The sequence below is a fragment of the Type-C symbiont of Plautia stali genome, from assembly GCF_059730935.1.
The window spans coordinates 135,658-154,071 of the sequence record NZ_AP035923.1; the positions used below are offsets into that span (position 1 = coordinate 135,658).

The window sequence follows — 18,414 nt, forward strand, 5'->3', positions numbered from 1 at the left end:
CGCAAAAAAGAGACAATTCTTGATCGGCCTGGCGTGAAGAGTTCTTAAAGTGTGCTCGCAGTTAATTTGGAGAACATAAATGAGCACTTCACGCTTTGGCTACCCTTTCTTTCCTCTGGAGCCGGCCGTTGAAAACCAGGTTCCTGTCACCTTCGATTCCGCCTCGGTGAATGACGGCGGTTTTATTGTCGATGGCGAGATCACCCGCGATACGCGCCCTGCGCTGAACGGCTATGCCGGCCGTGGCGTCACGCTTGAGTGTTACCATAACGGCGAGTTAGTGGGCAGCACGCTCAGCGATGCTCAGACAGGCTACTTCAGTTTTACGCTGCCTGCCGCGCTGGCGGGCGGGAGTCATCAGTTCATGGCACAGGTGGCGGCAATGCCGCAGAGCGCCAGCGCGCCCTTCACGCTGATCGTCGAAGACGCCGGTTTTGTGCCGGTCACGCTAACCGCCATGCACAGCGGTGCGCAGTTTATCTGGCCGGAAGAGAGCACTACGCAAACCCAGCCGACCTTTTCCGGTAAAGGCCAGCCCGGCAGCCGGGTTGAGCTGTTTGATAACGATGAGCCGCTCGGCAGCGCGCTGGTCGATAGCGATCACAAATGGACCTTTACGCCGTCTCATGCGCTGGCCGCTGGCGAGCATCAGATCGTGGTGACATGCGGCGCAGGGAATGTCAGTGCGCCGGTCAGCCTGATCGTCGCGGATGATGTTACGGAAGACGTGGCCCGGCCGGAGGCGCTCAGCGGCCTGCATCTGCACGACCTGCTGGCCAGCGTGCCGGTTAACCTGTTCCAGGACGCGGAGCTTAACCCGGCCACGCAGCAGTATGAGCTGGTGCTGAATAATGACGATCTGCAGCAGGAGCTGACGCAGTCCGGTATCGTCGGCCACTCCCTGGTGCTGACGGAGCAGGATTTGCAGCAGTTGCTGGGTGATGTGCCACTGTGATGCAGAGGCAAAAAAAGCGGGCTTTAAGTAGCCCGCCAACCTCTAGCTTCGGAATTACATATAGTTATAGGCACATCATCAAAGGGCTGGCACTCCCGGCCAACTCAGTGATTTCGTGAGCAGGTTGCAGGTGCTGCTCCAGATTGTTGTTGTTGCGTGTCTGCGTTAGCCGCTTTAACAATCTCTGGTCTTAATCAGATGGCCGGTATTATTCCTGTTCACCGCTTGATAGGGCTAATCGTTCATTGCTATTCTATCTATCGCCACGGGCTATCGTGGTTTGGAGGCTATCAATGAACATTCGTGATCTGGAATATCTGGTTTCGCTGGCGGAACATCGCCACTTTCGTCGTGCCGCTGATGCCTGTCATGTCAGCCAGCCGACCCTGAGCGGGCAGATTCGCAAGCTGGAAGATGAACTGGGTGTGATGCTGCTGGAACGGACCAGCCGTAAGGTGCTGTTTACTCAGGCTGGACTGCTGCTGGTGGATCAGGCGCGAACCGTGCTGCGTGAAGTGAAGGTACTGAAGGAGATGGCCAGCCAGCAGGGCGAAACCATGTCCGGGCCGCTGCACATTGGTCTGATTCCGACTACCGGTCCCTATCTGCTGCCGCATATTATTCCGATGCTGCATCAGACCTTCCCGAAACTCGAGATGTATCTGCACGAGGCGCAAACGCAGCAGCTGCTGGCGCAGCTCGACAGCGGTAAGCTCGACTGCGCGATTCTGGCGCTGGTAAAAGAGAGCGAAGCTTTTATTGAAGTGCCGCTGTTTGATGAGCCGATGAAGCTGGCGATCTACCAGGATCATCCGTGGCACGATCGCGATCGCGTGCCGATGTCGGATCTGGCCGGTGAGAAACTGCTGATGCTGGAAGATGGTCACTGTCTGCGCGATCAGGCGATGGGCTTCTGCTTCGAAGCCGGCGCTGATGAAGATACCCATTTCCGCGCGACCAGCCTGGAAACGCTGCGCAACATGGTAGCAGCCGGCAGCGGTATCACTTTGCTGCCGTCGCTGGCGGTACCGAATGAGCGCGTACGTGATGGCGTGTGCTATTTGCCGTGTTACAAACCGGTGCCGCAGCGCACCATCGCGCTGGTGTATCGTCCGGGATCGCCTCTGCGCAGCCGCTATGAGCAGCTGGCAGAAGCAATTAAAACCCACATGCAGGGTTACCTGGACCGTTCGTTAAAACAGGCGGTTTAAGCCGTTTAACGCCGCCACGCGGTAGGCTTCGGCCATGGTGGGGTAGTTGAAGGTAGTGTTCACGAAATACTCAATCGTGTTACCGCCGTTCTTCTGCTCCATGATGGCCTGGCCGATGTGAATGATCTCCGCCGCACGCTCGCCAAAGCAGTGAATACCCAGAATCTCTTTGGTTTCGCGGTGGAACAGGATCTTCAGGCTGCCGACGTGCATGCCGACAATCTGCGCGCGCGCCAGATGCTTAAACTGCGCACGGCCCACTTCATACGGCACTTTCATCGCCGTCAGCTGCTGTTCGGTTTTGCCGACGGAGCTGATTTCCGGAATGGTGTAAATCCCGGTCGGGATATCTTCAATCAGGTGCGCGGTGGCTTCCCCTTTGATTATCGCCTGCGCAGCAATGCGGCCCTGATCGTAAGCGGCAGAGGCCAGGCTCGGGTAGCCAATCACGTCGCCCACCGCATAGATATGCGGCTGCGCGGTCTGATACATGCTGTTCACTTTCAGCAGTCCACGGCCATCGGCTTCCAGCCCGACGTTTTCCAGCGCCAGTGAATCGGTATTACCGGTACGGCCGTTAGCGTACAGCAGGCAATCGGCTTTGACCTTTTTGCCGGATTTGAGGTGCATGATGACGCCATCGCTGACACCTTCAATCTTCTCAAACTCTTCGTTGTGACGAATCACCACGCCGCTGTTCCAGAAGTGATAAGAGAGCGAATCAGACATCTCCTGATCGAGGAACGCCAGCAGGCGATCGCGGGTGTTGATCAGGTCAACCTTGACGTTAAGACCGCGGAAAATCGACGCATATTCACAGCCAATCACGCCCGCACCATAAATGATGACGTGGCCGGGTTCATGATGCAGGTTGAGGATGGAGTCGGAGTCGTAAATGCGCGGATGGGTAAAATCGACGTCCGCCGGATGATACGGGCGGGAACCACAGGCGATGACAAACTTCTCTGCGGTTAAGCGCTCGCGCGTGCCGTCTGGCTGTTCCACTTCGATGGTGTTGGCATCAACAAAATGGGCGTCGCCCTGATAAAGCTCACAGCGGTTACGCTCGTAAAAGCCCTGACGCATGGCAGTCTGCTGGCTGATGACGTTCTCAGTATGATTCAGAATGTCGGCGAACGAGGAGCGCAGGAGTCGGGTGTGATCGCTATAAAGAGGGTTTTGATTGAACTCGATGATACGGCTGACAGCGTGACGCAGAGCTTTGGAAGGGATGGTTCCCCAGTGAGTACAACCGCCGCCGATGTTGTGGTAGCGTTCGATCACTGCAATGCGCGCTCCCTGCTTCACCAGCCCCATCGCCGCACCTTCGCCGCCCGGACCGGAGCCAATCACAATGGCATCGTAATCGTAAGACTTTTGCATACCAGTACGTCCTATGTTTCTATACATTTTTACAACGAGATTCTAACATCTCGCCGCGCACATCTGAATTCTAACAGCGTAAATTGGCAAAGTTTGACAATCAGTGAGGTTAACAGGCGGTCACAAACTTTGCGCCGCTGTACGCTGAAAAGTTTGTTATAGTGCCTGCCTGATTACTCACAAGGCCGGGAAAATGGGCGTTCGAGCGCAACAAAAAGAACGTACACGACGTTCACTGATTGAAGCGGCATTCAGTCAGTTAAGTGCAGAAAGGAGTTTTGCCAGCCTGAGTTTACGCGAAGTGGCACGCGAAGCCGGCATTGCACCGACCTCGTTTTACCGTCACTTTCGCGATGTGGATGAACTCGGCCTGACGATGGTTGATGAAAGTGGCCTGATGCTGCGCCAACTGATGCGCCAGGCGCGCCAGCGCATTGCCAAAGGCGGCAGCATCATCAAAACCTCGGTCGCCACGTTTATGGAGTTCATCGGGAACAATCCCAACGCTTTTCGTCTCTTACTACGCGAGCGCTCCGGCACGTCAGCGGCTTTTCGTGCGGCGGTCGCGCGGGAGATTCAGCACTTTATCGCTGAACTGGCCGACTACCTTGAGCTGGAAAACCGCATGCCGCGCAGCTTTACCGAAGCGCAGGCGGAAGCGATGGTGACGATTGTGTTCAGCGCCGGCGCGGAAGCGCTGGATGTGGATATCGAACAGCGGCGCAAACTGGAAGAGCGTCTGGTGCTGCAGCTGCGAATGATCGCCAAAGGCGCTTATTACTGGTATCGCCGGGAGCAAGAGCGCCTGGCGGTTACCCTGGAAACCCCCGAAGAGTAATGTGATAAGGATAATGAAATGATTGAGCAAAACCCTCGCGATAAAGGAACGCTGTTACTGGCTTTTATCACCGGTTTAGCTATCAACGGCTCCTTTTCGGTGCTGTTCAGCACCTTTGTTCCCTTTTCGATTTTCCCGCTGATCGCCCTTGGCCTTGCCGCGTGGTGTCTGCATCAGCGCTATCTCAACCGCAATATGCCGGACGGCATGCCTTCGCTGGCGGCGGCATTTTTTCTGCTGGGGATTCTGGTGTACAGCGCGCTGGTGCGTGCCGAATATCCGGATATCGGGTCTAACTTCATCCCGACCATTCTGATGGTGGCGCTGGTGTTCTGGATCGCCATGCGCTTCCGCCGCAGCAAGAACAAGCACTGAAAACAATCACGGGAACCGCAGGGTTCCCGTTTTTTTAGGCTTTGCGCGTCAGTAACACACCGCATTCCATATGGTGGGTGTAAGGGAACTGGTCAAACAGCGCCAGCCGCGTGACGGTATGCGTGGCACTCAGTACGCTGAGGTTGTCGCACAGCGTCTGCGGATTACAGGAAATATAGAGAATACGCGGATAGGCCTGCACCATCTTCACCGTCTCGTCATCCAGCCCGCTGCGCGGCGGATCGACAAAGATGGTCTCGCACTGATAGCTGTTGAGATCGATGCCTTCCAGACGGTTGAAGCTGCGCACGCCGTTCATCGCCTGGGTAAACTCTTCGGCTGCCATACGAATAATTTGCACGTTGTCGATGTGGTTGGCCGCAATGTTGTACTGCGCCGAAGCCACCGACGGTTTGGCGATTTCCGTCGCCAGTACGCGGCGGAAGTTACGCGCCAGCGCCAGCGAAAAGTTGCCATTGCCACAGTACAGCTCCAGCAGATCGCCGCGCGAATCTTGCGTCACGTCCAGCGCCCACTCCAGCATCTGAATATTCATCGCCGCATTTGGCTGGGTGAAGCTGTTCTCCACCTGACGATAGATCATCTCCTGACCGGCTACCGGCAGGCGCTCATCGACGTAATCGCGATCGAGGCAGATTTTGGTTTTCGTGGCACGGCCAATCAGCTGCACATCAAACCCTTCTGCACGCAGACTATCGCGCAGCGCAGTCGCGGCTTCGGTCCAGTCGGCTTCCAGCTTGCGGTGATACAGCAGCGAGATCACGATCTGGTTGCTGAGGGTGGAGAGATAATCGATCTGGAACAGTTTGAAACGCAGCGCACGATTATCGCGGATCGCGGCGATCAACTTTGGCATCAGCGTATTGATCAACTGGCTGGCCGCCGGAAACTGATCGACGCGGATACGCTGTTTGGTCTCTTGATCGAAGATGATGTGATAAAGATCGTCACCGTCGTGCCAGATGCGGAATTCGGCGCGCATACGATAGTGGCTGACCGGCGAGCGGAACACCTCTACGTCGGGCGCTGCGTAGGGGTCCATCATCGCCTGTAAGCGGCTGACTTTTTCCGCCAGTTGCGCGTCGTATTGTTCAATCGGGAGTTGTTCGGGTGTCATCTTCAATCCTGGTGTTAAGCCTGCCTGCCGGGCGATTGTAGGCATTCACCTGCTGATGTCCAGCCCCAGACAGTGCAGGAAGGCTGGCAGTCTGGATTTCCGGCCTTCTTAAACGTAGACTGCGGCTGCCGGCCTCCTTGAGTTAAAAGGGAATCCAGTGTGAATCTGGAGCTGACGCGCAGCGGTAAAAGAATGTCGTGGTGATCGCAATTGCAGACACTGTCCTCGCGGATGGGAAGTCTTCACCACTTATGATTCCCAGCCCGAAGACCTGCCGGTGTGACGTCGCAACTTCTGAGATCATCGCGTGCTATCGATCCCGGACCTGCGGCATCCTGCTTCGTCTTTTGGATGCTATAACAATGAAAACAACACACGCTTCGCTGTTTGCCTTTAGTGCAACGGCGTTGTCGCTCTGGGCGCAATCTGGCTACGCGCAGCAGAATGATGATACGCAAATCGTTACCGCTAACCGGTTTTTGCAGCCGGTTTCCTCCGTTCTCGCGCCGACGACAGTCGTGACCCGCGACGATATCGATCGCTGGCAGGCGAAAAGCCTGACGGACGTCATGCGTCGCCTGCCTGGCGTGGACATCGCGCAAAACGGTGGCCTCGGCCAGCTGAGCTCGCTGTTTGTGCGCGGCACCAACTCCAGCCACGTACTTATACTCATCGACGGTATCCGGCTAAACCAGGCGGGTGTGTCCGGATCGTCTGATTTAAGCCAGATTCCGCTTTCTCTGGTCCAGCGCATCGAATATGTGCGCGGTGCGCGCTCGGCGGTGTATGGCTCCGATGCAATTGGCGGCGTGGTGAACATCATCACCGATCGTGATAAGCCGGGCACGACGCTGAGCGCGGGCGTGGGCTCGAAAGGCTATCAAAACTATGAAGGTTCAACCCAGCAGCAGCTGGGCACAGCCACGAAGCTGACCATGGCGGGCAACTACACCTATACGCGCGGCTATGATGTGGTGGCAAACCTGCCGGATGTGTATGGCGATCCGGCGCAGAAAGATCGCGATGGCTTCATGAACAAGACACTGTATGGCGCGCTGGAGCACCAGTTCAGTGACGGGCTGAGCGGCTTTGTCCGCGGCTACGGTTTTGACAACCGCACGGCCTACGACGGCACCTACAGCTACGATAACAGTTTTAACATCAACGGATTAAACGATACCCGCCAGCTCTACAGCCAGACCTGGGACAGCGGCCTGCGTTACAGCAACGACATTTATTCGACGCAGCTGATCGCCAGCTACAGCCGCAGCAAAGATTATAACTATGATCCGCGTACAGGCCGCTACGGCCCGTCGACCACGCTGGATGACAGCAAGCAGTACAATGTGCAGTGGGGCAATACGTTGCAGGTGGCGCAGGGCAGCGTAAGCGCGGGCGTGGACTGGCAGAAACAGACCACAGAACCCGGCACCGCTTACGTGGCTGACAGTACTGAGCTGCGTAACACCGGCATTTATGCCACCACCCAGCAGCAGCTGGGCAGCGTAACGCTGGAAGGCGCGGTACGCGGTGACGACAACAGCCAGTTTGGCTGGCACGGCACCTGGCAGGGCGGGGCGTCGTGGGCGTTTGTTGATGGCTATAGCGTGTTTGCCAATTACGCGACGGCGTATAAAGCGCCTCGTCTCGGCCAGTTGTATGGTTCTTATGGCAACAGCGACCTGAAGCCGGAAGAGAGTAAACAGTGGGAAGCGGGCTTCTCTGGCCTGACCGGGCCGGTAAACTGGCGCGTATCCGGTTATCGTAACGATATCGATAATCTGATTGATAGCGATCCCACCACCTATATCTATTACAACATCGATAAAGCGCGCATTAAGGGCGTAGAAGCCACGGCGTCGTTCGATACCGGTCCGCTTAGCCATCAGATTTCTTACGATTATGTTGATGCGCGCGATGCTGAAACCGATCAACCGCTGGTGCGCCGTGCGAAGCAGCAGGTGAAATACCAGCTCGACTGGACGATTTATGAGTTTGACTGGTCACTGACCTATCATTATCTCGGCGATCGCTATGATACGGATTACAACCACGCCTTTACCCCGCAGCGCGTCAAACTGGGCGGTGTAAGTTTATGGGATCTGGCAGTTTCGTATCCGGTCACATCACAGCTCACCGTTCGTGGTAGAATTGCCAACCTGTTCGATAAAGACTACGAGACAGTGTATGGCTATCAAACTCCAGGAACGGAGTACTATCTCAGCGCCAGCTACAGCTTCTGATCTGCGCCCCACCGTGCTGGTGTTTGACTCCGGCGTCGGTGGGCTCTCCGTCTATGATGAGGTCCGGCAACTGCTGCCGGGCCTGCACTATCTCTATGCCTTCGATAATGCCGGCTTCCCTTACGGTGAAAAAAGCGAAGAGTATATTGTTGAGCGGGTCGTGGCGGTGGTGGAGGCTATCGTGCAGCGCGTGCCGCTGGCGTTAGTGGTCATCGCCTGTAACTCCGCCAGTACTGTATCGCTGCCAGCATTGCGTCAGCGCTTTGAATTCCCGGTCGTTGGCGTCGTGCCGGCGATTAAACCGGCGGCCCGTCTGACGCGTAACGGCGTGGTCGGCCTGCTGGCCACGCGCGGCACGGTGAAACGACCTTACACCCATGAGCTGGTGGCGCAGTTTGCGCGCGAATGTAAAATCGAAATGCTGGGGTCGGCGGAACTGGTCGAACTGGCGGAAGCCAAACTGCACGGAGAAACGGTGTCGCTGGACGATGTGCGTCGCGCAGTACAACCGTGGCTGCGTATGAAAGAGCCGCCGGATACCGTGGTGCTGGGTTGTACCCATTTCCCGCTGTTACGTGAAGAGCTGCAGCAGGTGTTGCCTGATGGCACCCGGCTGGTGGATTCGGGCGCAGCCATTGCACGGCGCACTGCCTGGTTGTTAGAGCACGAAGCGCCTCAGGCGCGTTCCAGCGGACAGAATGTGGCATTTTGTACGCGTATGGATGACGAAGTGGTGCAATTATCACCGGTTTTGCAGCGTTATGGCTTCCCGCTGCTGGAAAAACTGGCGATTTGACGGGCTTTCGCCGAAAAAAACAGCACTCGAAAATTAATTTGCATTTAGCCCTTGTCAGCCCGAAAGAACCCCTATAATGCGCCTCCACTGACACGGCACAACGGCTTACGAAGCGCGCTGTTAGTGAGGTGGCCCTTAACGGCAACCTTCAGAAAAGCAAAAATAAATGCTTGACTGAGAAAGCGGAAAGCGTAATATACGCATCCCGCGCCGCTTGAGAAATCGCGGCACTGCTCTTTAACAATTTATCAGACAATCTGTGTGGGCACTCGCAGGATTGATATCACAAGCCTACGGGCTTTAAAAAATATCAAGTCTTTGCTGAGTGAACACGTAATTCATTACGAAGTTTAATTCACAGAGCATCGCTGCACTCGTTGCAGCAAATCAAACTTTAAATTGAAGAGTTTGATCATGGCTCAGATTGAACGCTGGCGGCAGGCCTAACACATGCAAGTCGAACGGCAGCACAGAAGAGCTTGCTCTTTGGGTGGCGAGTGGCGGACGGGTGAGTAATGTCTGGGAAACTGCCCGATGGAGGGGGATAACTACTGGAAACGGTAGCTAATACCGCATAACGTCGCAAGACCAAAGTGGGGGACCTTCGGGCCTCACACCATCGGATGTGCCCAGATGGGATTAGCTAGTAGGTGGGGTAATGGCTCACCTAGGCGACGATCCCTAGCTGGTCTGAGAGGATGACCAGCCACACTGGAACTGAGACACGGTCCAGACTCCTACGGGAGGCAGCAGTGGGGAATATTGCACAATGGGCGCAAGCCTGATGCAGCCATGCCGCGTGTATGAAGAAGGCCTTCGGGTTGTAAAGTACTTTCAGCGGGGAGGAAGGCGGTGAGGTTAATAACCTTGCCGATTGACGTTACCCGCAGAAGAAGCACCGGCTAACTCCGTGCCAGCAGCCGCGGTAATACGGAGGGTGCAAGCGTTAATCGGAATTACTGGGCGTAAAGCGCACGCAGGCGGTCTGTTAAGTCAGATGTGAAATCCCCGGGCTTAACCTGGGAACTGCATTTGAAACTGGCAGGCTTGAGTCTCGTAGAGGGGGGTAGAATTCCAGGTGTAGCGGTGAAATGCGTAGAGATCTGGAGGAATACCGGTGGCGAAGGCGGCCCCCTGGACGAAGACTGACGCTCAGGTGCGAAAGCGTGGGGAGCAAACAGGATTAGATACCCTGGTAGTCCACGCCGTAAACGATGTCGACTTGGAGGTTGTGCCCTTGAGGCGTGGCTTCCGGAGCTAACGCGTTAAGTCGACCGCCTGGGGAGTACGGCCGCAAGGTTAAAACTCAAATGAATTGACGGGGGCCCGCACAAGCGGTGGAGCATGTGGTTTAATTCGATGCAACGCGAAGAACCTTACCTGGCCTTGACATCCAGAGAACTTAGCAGAGATGCTTTGGTGCCTTCGGGAACTCTGAGACAGGTGCTGCATGGCTGTCGTCAGCTCGTGTTGTGAAATGTTGGGTTAAGTCCCGCAACGAGCGCAACCCTTATCCTTTGTTGCCAGCGGCTCGGCCGGGAACTCAAAGGAGACTGCCGGTGATAAACCGGAGGAAGGTGGGGATGACGTCAAGTCATCATGGCCCTTACGGCCAGGGCTACACACGTGCTACAATGGCGCATACAAAGAGAAGCGACCTCGCGAGAGCAAGCGGACCTCATAAAGTGCGTCGTAGTCCGGATTGGAGTCTGCAACTCGACTCCATGAAGTCGGAATCGCTAGTAATCGTAGATCAGAATGCTACGGTGAATACGTTCCCGGGCCTTGTACACACCGCCCGTCACACCATGGGAGTGGGTTGCAAAAGAAGTAGGTAGCTTAACCTTCGGGAGGGCGCTTACCACTTTGTGATTCATGACTGGGGTGAAGTCGTAACAAGGTAACCGTAGGGGAACCTGCGGTTGGATCACCTCCTTACCTGAAGATACCTTCCCGCGAAGTGCTCACACAGATTGTCTGATAGAAAAGTAACGAGCAGAAAAAACCTCTACAGGCTTGTAGCTCAGGTGGTTAGAGCGCACCCCTGATAAGGGTGAGGTCGGTGGTTCAAGTCCACTCAGGCCTACCAGATTTCTTCTCATGCCGCGTTATGTTTCCGGCTCGCATAGTTCACTATGCTTCGCGAAAACATGCCTTGCCTGAGACGAAATCACATTTCCCGTGTGAGAAACGTGACTCCTGGTGAGTGGATGTAGATGGTCTCTGCAGTGACTGTATGGGGCTATAGCTCAGCTGGGAGAGCGCCTGCCTTGCACGCAGGAGGTCAGCGGTTCGATCCCGCTTAGCTCCACCATTACAGTACTGAAACTTACTTCAGAGTATACCGGCGACGGTGTGCTGCGAAGTATTTGCTCTTTAACAATCCGGAACAAGCTGAAAATTTGAAACGACGCGTCGTATTCATTCTCCGTAATAAGAATGAAATTAACGATGCGTTCGGGTCTCTCAAATGCTTGCAGTCCGCAGCGTTGCAAAACGCCTGTGGGTTGTGAGGTTAAGCGACTAAGCGTACACGGTGGATGCCCTGGCAGTCAGAGGCGATGAAGGACGTGCTAATCTGCGAAAAGCGACGGTAAGGTGATATGAACCGCTACAGCCGTCGATGTCCGAATGGGGAAACCCGGTGCACTCTGTGCATCATCGTTTGATGAATACATAGTCAAACGAGGCGAACCGGGGGAACTGAAACATCTAAGTACCCCGAGGAAAAGAAATCAACCGAGATTCCCCCAGTAGCGGCGAGCGAACGGGGAGCAGCCCAGGACCTGAATCAGCTTGTGCATCAGTGGAAGCGTCTGGAAAGTCGCGCGATACCGGGTGACAGCCCCGTACACGAAGATGCATGAGTTGTGAGTCCGACGAGTAGGGCGGGACACGTGGTATCCTGTCTGAACATGGGGGGACCATCCTCCAAGGCTAAATACTCCTGACTGACCGATAGTGAACCAGTACCGTGAGGGAAAGGCGAAAAGAACCCCGGCGAGGGGAGTGAAACAGAACCTGAAACCGTGTACGTACAAGCAGTGGGAGCACCTTCGGGTGTGACTGCGTACCTTTTGTATAATGGGTCAGCGACTTATATTCTGTAGCAAGGTTAACCGCATAGGGGAGCCGAAGGGAAACCGAGTCTTAATTGGGCGTTAAGTTGCAGGGTATAGACCCGAAACCCGGTGATCTAGCCATGGGCAGGTTGAAGGTTGGGTAACACTAACTGGAGGACCGAACCGACTAATGTTGAAAAATTAGCGGATGACTTGTGGCTGGGGGTGAAAGGCCAATCAAACCGGGAGATAGCTGGTTCTCCCCGAAAGCTATTTAGGTAGCGCCTCGTGAACTCATCCTCGGGGGTAGAGCACTGTTTCGGCTAGGGGGCCATCCCGGCTTACCAACCCGATGCAAACTGCGAATACCGAGGAATGTTATCACGGGAGACACACGGCGGGTGCTAACGTCCGTCGTGAAGAGGGAAACAACCCAGACCGCCAGCTAAGGTCCCAAAGTCATGGTTAAGTGGGAAACGATGTGGGAAGGCACAGACAGCCAGGATGTTGGCTTAGAAGCAGCCATCATTTAAAGAAAGCGTAATAGCTCACTGGTCGAGTCGGCCTGCGCGGAAGATGTAACGGGGCTAAACCATGCACCGAAGCTGCGGCAGCGACACTATGTGTTGTTGGGTAGGGGAGCGTTCTGTAAGCCGCTGAAGGTGTGCTGTGAGGCATGCTGGAGGTATCAGAAGTGCGAATGCTGACATAAGTAACGATAAAGCGGGTGAAAAGCCCGCTCGCCGGAAGACCAAGGGTTCCTGTCCAACGTTAATCGGGGCAGGGTGAGTCGACCCCTAAGGCGAGGCTGAAAAGCGTAGTCGATGGGAAACAGGTTAATATTCCTGTACTTGGTGTTACTGCGAAGGGGGGACGGAGAAGGCTAGGTTATCCGGGCGACGGTTGTCCCGGTTTAAGCGTGCAGGTGTGAAGACCAGGCAAATCCGGTCTTCTTTAACACTGAGGCGTGACGACGAGCCGCTACGGCGGTGAAGTAACTGATGCCCTGCTTCCAGGAAAAGCCTCTAAGCTCCAGGTAACACGAAATCGTACCCCAAACCGACACAGGTGGTCAGGTAGAGAATACCAAGGCGCTTGAGAGAACTCGGGTGAAGGAACTAGGCAAAATGGTGCCGTAACTTCGGGAGAAGGCACGCTGGCGCGTAGGTGAAGGGACTTGCTCCCGGAGCCGAGGCCAGTCGAAGATACCAGCTGGCTGCAACTGTTTATTAAAAACACAGCACTGTGCAAACACGAAAGTGGACGTATACGGTGTGACGCCTGCCCGGTGCCGGAAGGTTAATTGATGGGGTTATCCGCAAGGAGAAGCTCTTGATCGAAGCCCCGGTAAACGGCGGCCGTAACTATAACGGTCCTAAGGTAGCGAAATTCCTTGTCGGGTAAGTTCCGACCTGCACGAATGGCGTAATGATGGCCAGGCTGTCTCCACCCGAGACTCAGTGAAATTGAAATCGCTGTGAAGATGCAGTGTACCCGCGGCAAGACGGAAAGACCCCGTGAACCTTTACTATAGCTTGACACTGAACATTGAGCCTTGATGTGTAGGATAGGTGGGAGGCTTTGAAGCGCGGACGCCAGTCTGCGTGGAGCCAACCTTGAAATACCACCCTTTAATGTTTGATGTTCTAACGTAGGCCCGTAATCCGGGCTGCGGACAGTGTCTGGTGGGTAGTTTGACTGGGGCGGTCTCCTCCCAAAGCGTAACGGAGGAGCACGAAGGTTGGCTAATCCTGGTCGGACATCAGGAGGTTAGTGCAATGGCATAAGCCAGCTTGACTGCGAGAGTGACGGCTCGAGCAGGTGCGAAAGCAGGTCATAGTGATCCGGTGGTTCTGAATGGAAGGGCCATCGCTCAACGGATAAAAGGTACTCCGGGGATAACAGGCTGATACCGCCCAAGAGTTCATATCGACGGCGGTGTTTGGCACCTCGATGTCGGCTCATCACATCCTGGGGCTGAAGTAGGTCCCAAGGGTACGGCTGTTCGCCGTTTAAAGTGGTACGCGAGCTGGGTTTAGAACGTCGTGAGACAGTTCGGTCCCTATCTGCCGTGGGCGCTGGAGAATTGAGGGGGGTTGCTCCTAGTACGAGAGGACCGGAGTGAACGCACCGCTGGTGTTCGGGTTGTCATGCCAATGGCACTGCCCGGTAGCTAAGTGCGGAAGAGATAAGTGCTGAAAGCATCTAAGCACGAAACTTGCCCCGAGATGAGTTCTCCCTGACCCTTTAAGGGTCCTGAAGGGACGTTGAAGACGACGACGTTGATAGGCCGGGTGTGTAAGCGCAGCGATGCGTTGAGCTAACCGGTACTAATGACCCGTGAGGCTTAACCTTACAACGCCAGAGGCGTTTTGGTCTGAGAGACCGAAAGAATTTTCAGCTTTGTTCACCGGATTACGTCCAGTGGATTTTGTGCTGTGACAAGGCGGCACGCGAGACGACGGGAAGGAGCATACAGAAGTATGTGACTGAGCGGCGCGAGCGGGGCAACGCAGTCAGAGCGCGAAAGACGCGGATGAAAACAGAATTTGCCTGGCGGCAACAGCGCGGTGGTCCCACCTGACCCCATGCCGAACTCAGAAGTGAAACGCCGTAGCGCCGATGGTAGTGTGGGGCCTCCCCATGCGAGAGTAGGGAACTGCCAGGCATCAATTTAAGACCCCTAATCGGGTCGTGACCTTCCCGGTGACGCGGAAAGGGCGAAACACCTGAAATCAGCGACGGTCTGATATCAGTACAGAATCGGTGGAGCGGTAGTTCAGTTGGTTAGAATACCTGCCTGTCACGCAGGGGGTCGCGGGTTCGAGCCCCGTCCGTTCCGCCACCCTAATTAGGGGCGTAGTTCAATTGGTAGAGCACCGGTCTCCAAAACCGGGTGTTGGGGGTTCGAGTCCCTCCGCCCCTGCCAGAAAATAATCCTTTGCTTCGGCAAAGGATTTTTTTTGCCTGAAATTCGGCACACGCAAGAGCCTGAGTTTCATTTCTTCCACTCAAACTCCCTCATTTATTGCTTCAGTGAGTCAGGACCGGATATTTAAGCAGCTGACGAATGTGTGCCTGTTGATCGCTATTCTGCAGCCATACCGCATATAACGGTCGCACTGCGACAGGTGTGTCTGGAATAACCATCAAATCACTGTAAATGCCGTGCCAGAAATCAGGTAAAAAAGCGCAGGCTCCCGTGGTATGCAGCAATTCGCGGGTCACATGTGCTGAAGTGGTAGTTAATACCGGTACGTCATCACTGGAAAGATAACTTTCATGCTGATGGAAATCCGCGCCCCACTCGAGTTTGATGTAATCATATTTTTCACGCTTTTCAGTTTTGCGTGCGCGAAAGAGCGCGAGTGAAATATGACCGATCTGCTGACTGGTGAGTTCATCCATTTTTGGCGCTTCGGTGGTGATCAGCAAATCGAGCTGACGCTCATGTAACTGCTTGACCAGCAAATGGCGCTGAGCAATACGTGCTTCCAGATGCAGGCTCTCCCGGTTCTCGTATAGCGTCTGCAGCCAGGGCGTAAGATACGCTTCCCAGAGCGATGCACTGGCACCGATTGATAGCTCATGGTGCTGCTGGGTATGCGAAACCTCCTTTTTTGCCATCAGCCAGGTACTCATCAGGCTCTCAGCGTAGGGCAATAAGCGCTCGCCTGCTGAAGTCAGCCGGATATTATTGCGGTGACGGGTAAAAAGATTAACGCCCAGCTGATTTTCCAGCTGTCGGATGCGAAAACTAACGGCAGATTGCGTGAGGTAAAGCGCTTCAGCAGCACGCCCGAAATGACGCGTTCTGCTCACTTCGAGGAAAGTTTTCAGTAATTCCGTATCCACAGCATTCTCCCAAAAAATGTTTGTCGTACTGATTTAAATGTTTTGTTTTACACTCTGTCAAGCCTATCTAATACTCCGCGCCATAAATAGCACGGCCATATGAGAATCAGGAGCGTGTAAGATGGCGGACAGCTTCGCAACAACTAATCGTTTCTTTGATAACAAACATTACCCTCGTGGTTTTTCGCGTCATGGTGACTTCACCATTAAAGAAGCTCAGCTTCTGGAACGCCACGGATACGCTTTCAACGAACTGGATCTCGCTAAGCGCGATCCGGAGACCGAAGAAGAGCGTCTGTTTATTGAAGTCTGTCGTGGTCTGCGTGAGCCGCAGACTGAGGCTGAACGTGTCTGGTCAAAATACACTGCACGTATCAAGCGTCCGAAACGTTTTCATACCTTGTCCGGCGGTAAACCGCAGATGGACACGGTGGAAGACTTCAGCGATAGCGACGATTAACATGACGGGGCTGATTTCAGCCCCGTTGTCATTCCAGGCTTTTATGCAGGTAAATCAGTAAACGATCGATACTGCGATATCCCACCGCCTCCTGCAGATGCTGACGCGTAATCTGCCGTTCACCCGCTAAATCTGCGATGGTTCTCGCCACCTTTAAGATGCGCTGCCATGCACGCACCGATAATCCCAGTGCATTCAGGATCTCCTCCAGCCATTCCGCGTCCTGCTGCTGTAACACACAATCACGGGCGATCTCCGGATTCGACAGCTGCGCATTCACTTTGCCCGCGCGTGCCATCTGTATCGCCCGGGCGGCCAGTACGCGGGCGCGCACCTGCGCGCTGGTTTCGCTGTGCTGCTGCTTCTGGCTAAGCGAGCCGCCCGGTAGCAGCGGAATCTCCAGCGACAGGTCGAAGCGATCCAGAAACGGGCCAGACAGCCGGCTGAGATAGCGCAGCACCTGCTGCGGCGTGCAGCGATTATGATTCCCCTGATAATGGCCCGTCGGGCTGGGATTCATTGCACCAATCAGCTGAAAGCGCGCAGGGAAAGTGACTTTGGCGCGGGAACGGGAAATGGCGATTTCACCGGACTCAATCGGTTCGCGTAACGCATCCAGCGCTTTGCGCTCAAACTCGGGCAGTTCATCAAGAAACAGCACCCCATTGTGCGCCAGCGAAATTTCGCCCGGCCGCGGCAGGGATCCTCCGCCGACCAGCGCATACAGCGATGCGCTGTGATGAGGCGCTCTGAACGGCCGTCTACGCCACTGATGATGTAGCGTACCGCTGCTGACCAGGCTGGCAATTGCGGCGCACTCCAGCGCTTCCTGGTCATCCAGCGGCGGCATAATGCCGGGCAATCGGGTTGCCAGCATGGTCTTACCGGTGCCGGGCGGGCCCAGCAGCAACAGGTTATGGCCACCGGCGGCGGTAATTTCCAGCGCGCGCCGTCCCTGCTGCTGGCCAATAATATCGCTCAGGTCCTGCTGCTCGTGCGGCACCGTTTCAGGCTGGTAATGGGCGACCGTCAGCGCCGTCTGGTTATGCAGGAAAGCGCAGATCTCCACCAGATGCTTGCCCACCAGCGTTTCACCCTGTTGTATCAGGCCGACATCCTGTTGATTCTGCTCCGCTAAGACCATCTGACGTCCGGCCTGCAGCGCCGCCATGGCAGCAGGAATCGCGGCCTGAACGCCACACAGCGCGCCGTTTAGCGCCAGCTCACCCAGGAACTCATAATGGGCCAGCTTATCGCCTGGCAGCTGCTCTGAGGCCGCGAGAATGGCGATAGCGATCGGCAGGTCGTAGCGCCCACCCTCTTTAGGTAAATCAGCTGGTGCGAGATTAATGGTGACGCGCTTCGCCGGAAAGGTGAAACCGCTATTGATAATGGCGCTGCGCACGCGTTCGCGGGCTTCTTTGACGGTGGTTTCCGGCAGACCTACCAGTGTCAATGCTGGCAGACCGTTGCTGATATGCACTTCAATCGTCACCAGTGGAGCCTGCACTCCGAGCGCCGCGCGTGTTAATACTTTCGATAAAGACATAACCGCTCCTTGTTGCCTTTATCCTTGCTGAAAAAAATCCACACGGCGACCGCTGAAACTATCATCCTGAAGCGGTATTCAGGAAAATCGCTGTGCTTTTCATCCTGTTCATTAATTTTCGCAGCCAGATCGCAAAAGCAAAATAACGGTTGCGTCGCGGGCGTAATGAATAATTATCACAAATGCGAATAACCTTTTACTTACAAAGCGATAACGCACGTCAACTGCGCGCGTCATAAAATTTTCCGATGAAAATTATTGTAAATCCCCTGCTAACTATGGTAACTCTGTAGGTATTACTTCGAACTAACGAAAAAACAGACGACACATGAAAGCCTTTCTACAAGTGATTAGCCTAGTCGTGATTAGCGTGGTGGTGATTATTAACCCACCGTGCGGGGCTACGCTTGGAGAAAGAAAGGCTTAAAAATCAAGCCTGGAATTCGAAAAACCCCCGCACCGTAAGGTCCGGGGGTTTTTTTTCGACCAGACGAAATATCAGCGAATCAGCGAGGAACAGATTATGAGCAGTAGCATAAAATTCTGTTG

General features: G+C 54.9%; 12 protein-coding genes, 4 tRNA genes, 3 rRNA genes and 1 riboswitch. Of the genes, 15 read left to right on the top strand and 4 right to left on the bottom strand.

Annotated elements, in window-relative coordinates; translation table 11 throughout:
• Window positions 1–79 precede the first annotated feature (79 nt).
• Window positions 80–955, top strand: a complete 876-nt coding sequence (locus tag AC6I7J_RS00625; RefSeq protein ID WP_498006503.1) for an Ig-like domain-containing protein — start codon at window positions 80–82, stop codon at window positions 953–955.
• Between the two features lie 293 nt (window positions 956–1,248).
• Window positions 1,249–2,166: a DNA-binding transcriptional regulator OxyR gene (gene oxyR / locus AC6I7J_RS00630; protein ID WP_021506826.1), complete on the top strand. Its 918-nt coding sequence runs from the start codon at window positions 1,249–1,251 to the stop codon at window positions 2,164–2,166.
• Here oxyR and sthA read toward each other — a convergent pair.
• On the bottom strand, window positions 2,149–3,549 hold the full coding sequence (gene sthA, locus AC6I7J_RS00635) for a Si-specific NAD(P)(+) transhydrogenase (protein ID WP_021506825.1): 1,401 nt from the start codon (window positions 3,547–3,549) through the stop codon (window positions 2,149–2,151). The two genes, oxyR and sthA, sit on opposite strands and share 18 nt — an antisense overlap.
• Window positions 3,550–3,742: 193 nt before the next feature.
• On the opposite strand from sthA, the gene fabR reads away from it, so the two are divergent.
• Complete coding sequence (gene fabR / locus AC6I7J_RS00640; protein WP_031279587.1) at window positions 3,743–4,387, top strand: HTH-type transcriptional repressor FabR; 645 nt, start codon at window positions 3,743–3,745, stop codon at window positions 4,385–4,387.
• Between the two features lie 18 nt (window positions 4,388–4,405).
• Entirely contained in the window at window positions 4,406–4,762 is a 357-nt protein-coding gene (locus AC6I7J_RS00645) for a YijD family membrane protein (protein WP_021506823.1), read from the top strand.
• A gap of 34 nt (window positions 4,763–4,796) precedes the next feature.
• Here AC6I7J_RS00645 and trmA read toward each other — a convergent pair whose 3' ends face one another.
• Window positions 4,797–5,900: a tRNA (uridine(54)-C5)-methyltransferase TrmA gene (gene trmA / locus AC6I7J_RS00650; RefSeq protein WP_132466977.1), complete on the bottom strand. Its 1,104-nt coding sequence runs from the start codon at window positions 5,898–5,900 to the stop codon at window positions 4,797–4,799.
• Between the two features lie 112 nt (window positions 5,901–6,012).
• Window positions 6,013–6,194: riboswitch (cobalamin riboswitch) on the top strand.
• A gap of 68 nt (window positions 6,195–6,262) precedes the next feature.
• Between trmA and btuB the strand changes: the two genes are divergently transcribed.
• From btuB to AC6I7J_RS00695, 9 genes are all read left to right on the top strand, one after another.
• Window positions 6,263–8,143 (top strand): TonB-dependent vitamin B12 receptor BtuB, encoded by a 1,881-nt coding sequence (gene btuB, locus AC6I7J_RS00655; protein ID WP_498006506.1) that lies wholly within the window; start codon window positions 6,263–6,265, stop codon window positions 8,141–8,143.
• Window positions 8,088–8,939: a glutamate racemase gene (murI, locus tag AC6I7J_RS00660; protein ID WP_040679621.1), complete on the top strand. Its 852-nt coding sequence runs from the start codon at window positions 8,088–8,090 to the stop codon at window positions 8,937–8,939. The genes btuB and murI overlap by 56 nt, the downstream gene beginning before the upstream one ends.
• A gap of 396 nt (window positions 8,940–9,335) precedes the next feature.
• A 16S ribosomal RNA gene (locus tag AC6I7J_RS00665) occupies window positions 9,336–10,877 on the top strand.
• Between the two features lie 74 nt (window positions 10,878–10,951).
• Window positions 10,952–11,028, top strand: a tRNA-Ile gene (locus AC6I7J_RS00670).
• 149 nt (window positions 11,029–11,177) lie between these two features.
• Window positions 11,178–11,253, top strand: a tRNA-Ala gene (locus tag AC6I7J_RS00675).
• 199 nt (window positions 11,254–11,452) lie between these two features.
• A 23S ribosomal RNA gene (locus tag AC6I7J_RS00680) occupies window positions 11,453–14,356 on the top strand.
• A 197-nt stretch (window positions 14,357–14,553) separates the two neighbouring features.
• Window positions 14,554–14,669 (top strand): 5S ribosomal RNA (gene rrf / locus AC6I7J_RS00685).
• The 16S, 23S and 5S rRNA genes sit together here with 4 tRNA genes alongside, the layout of an rRNA operon.
• A 100-nt stretch (window positions 14,670–14,769) precedes the next feature.
• A tRNA-Asp gene (locus AC6I7J_RS00690) sits at window positions 14,770–14,846 on the top strand.
• Between the two features lie 8 nt (window positions 14,847–14,854).
• A tRNA-Trp gene (locus AC6I7J_RS00695) sits at window positions 14,855–14,930 on the top strand.
• 104 nt (window positions 14,931–15,034) lie between these two features.
• Here AC6I7J_RS00695 and hdfR read toward each other — a convergent pair.
• Window positions 15,035–15,856, bottom strand: coding sequence for an HTH-type transcriptional regulator HdfR (hdfR, locus tag AC6I7J_RS00700; RefSeq protein WP_031279770.1), 822 nt, complete (start codon window positions 15,854–15,856; stop codon window positions 15,035–15,037).
• Between the two features lie 121 nt (window positions 15,857–15,977).
• Here hdfR and AC6I7J_RS00705 point away from each other — a divergent pair, with 121 nt between their 5' ends.
• Entirely contained in the window at window positions 15,978–16,316 is a 339-nt protein-coding gene (locus tag AC6I7J_RS00705) for a MaoP family protein (RefSeq protein ID WP_021507919.1), read from the top strand.
• Between the two features lie 28 nt (window positions 16,317–16,344).
• On the opposite strand, the gene AC6I7J_RS00710 is transcribed toward AC6I7J_RS00705, so the two are convergent.
• Window positions 16,345–17,865, bottom strand: coding sequence for a YifB family Mg chelatase-like AAA ATPase (locus AC6I7J_RS00710; protein WP_021507918.1), 1,521 nt, complete (start codon window positions 17,863–17,865; stop codon window positions 16,345–16,347).
• 328 nt (window positions 17,866–18,193) lie between these two features.
• Here AC6I7J_RS00710 and ilvL point away from each other — a divergent pair, with 328 nt between their 5' ends.
• The gene (gene ilvL, locus AC6I7J_RS00715; protein WP_104094203.1) at window positions 18,194–18,292 is read left to right on the top strand and encodes an ilv operon leader peptide; all 99 of its coding nucleotides are present in this window, start codon (window positions 18,194–18,196) and stop codon (window positions 18,290–18,292) included.
• Window positions 18,293–18,414: the final 122 nt, after the last annotated feature.

Bases quoted from the DNA above. Each gene is read 5' to 3' on its own strand.
- fabR (WP_031279587.1), top strand. From the start codon at position 3,743: ATGGGCGTTCGAGCGCAACAAAAAGAACGTACACGACGTTCACTGATT.
- AC6I7J_RS00705 (WP_021507919.1), top strand. From the start codon at position 15,978: ATGGCGGACAGCTTCGCAACAACTAATCGTTTCTTTGATAACAAACAT.
- AC6I7J_RS00710 (WP_021507918.1), bottom strand. From the start codon at position 17,865: ATGTCTTTATCGAAAGTATTAACACGCGCGGCGCTCGGAGTGCAGGCT.
- AC6I7J_RS00625 (WP_498006503.1), top strand. From the start codon at position 80: ATGAGCACTTCACGCTTTGGCTACCCTTTCTTTCCTCTGGAGCCGGCC.
- AC6I7J_RS00645 (WP_021506823.1), top strand. From the start codon at position 4,406: ATGATTGAGCAAAACCCTCGCGATAAAGGAACGCTGTTACTGGCTTTT.
- oxyR (WP_021506826.1), top strand. From the start codon at position 1,249: ATGAACATTCGTGATCTGGAATATCTGGTTTCGCTGGCGGAACATCGC.
- sthA (WP_021506825.1), bottom strand. From the start codon at position 3,549: ATGCAAAAGTCTTACGATTACGATGCCATTGTGATTGGCTCCGGTCCG.
- btuB (WP_498006506.1), top strand. From the start codon at position 6,263: ATGAAAACAACACACGCTTCGCTGTTTGCCTTTAGTGCAACGGCGTTG.
- trmA (WP_132466977.1), bottom strand. From the start codon at position 5,900: ATGACACCCGAACAACTCCCGATTGAACAATACGACGCGCAACTGGCG.
- ilvL (WP_104094203.1), top strand. From the start codon at position 18,194: ATGAAAGCCTTTCTACAAGTGATTAGCCTAGTCGTGATTAGCGTGGTG.
- murI (WP_040679621.1), top strand. From the start codon at position 8,088: ATGGCTATCAAACTCCAGGAACGGAGTACTATCTCAGCGCCAGCTACA.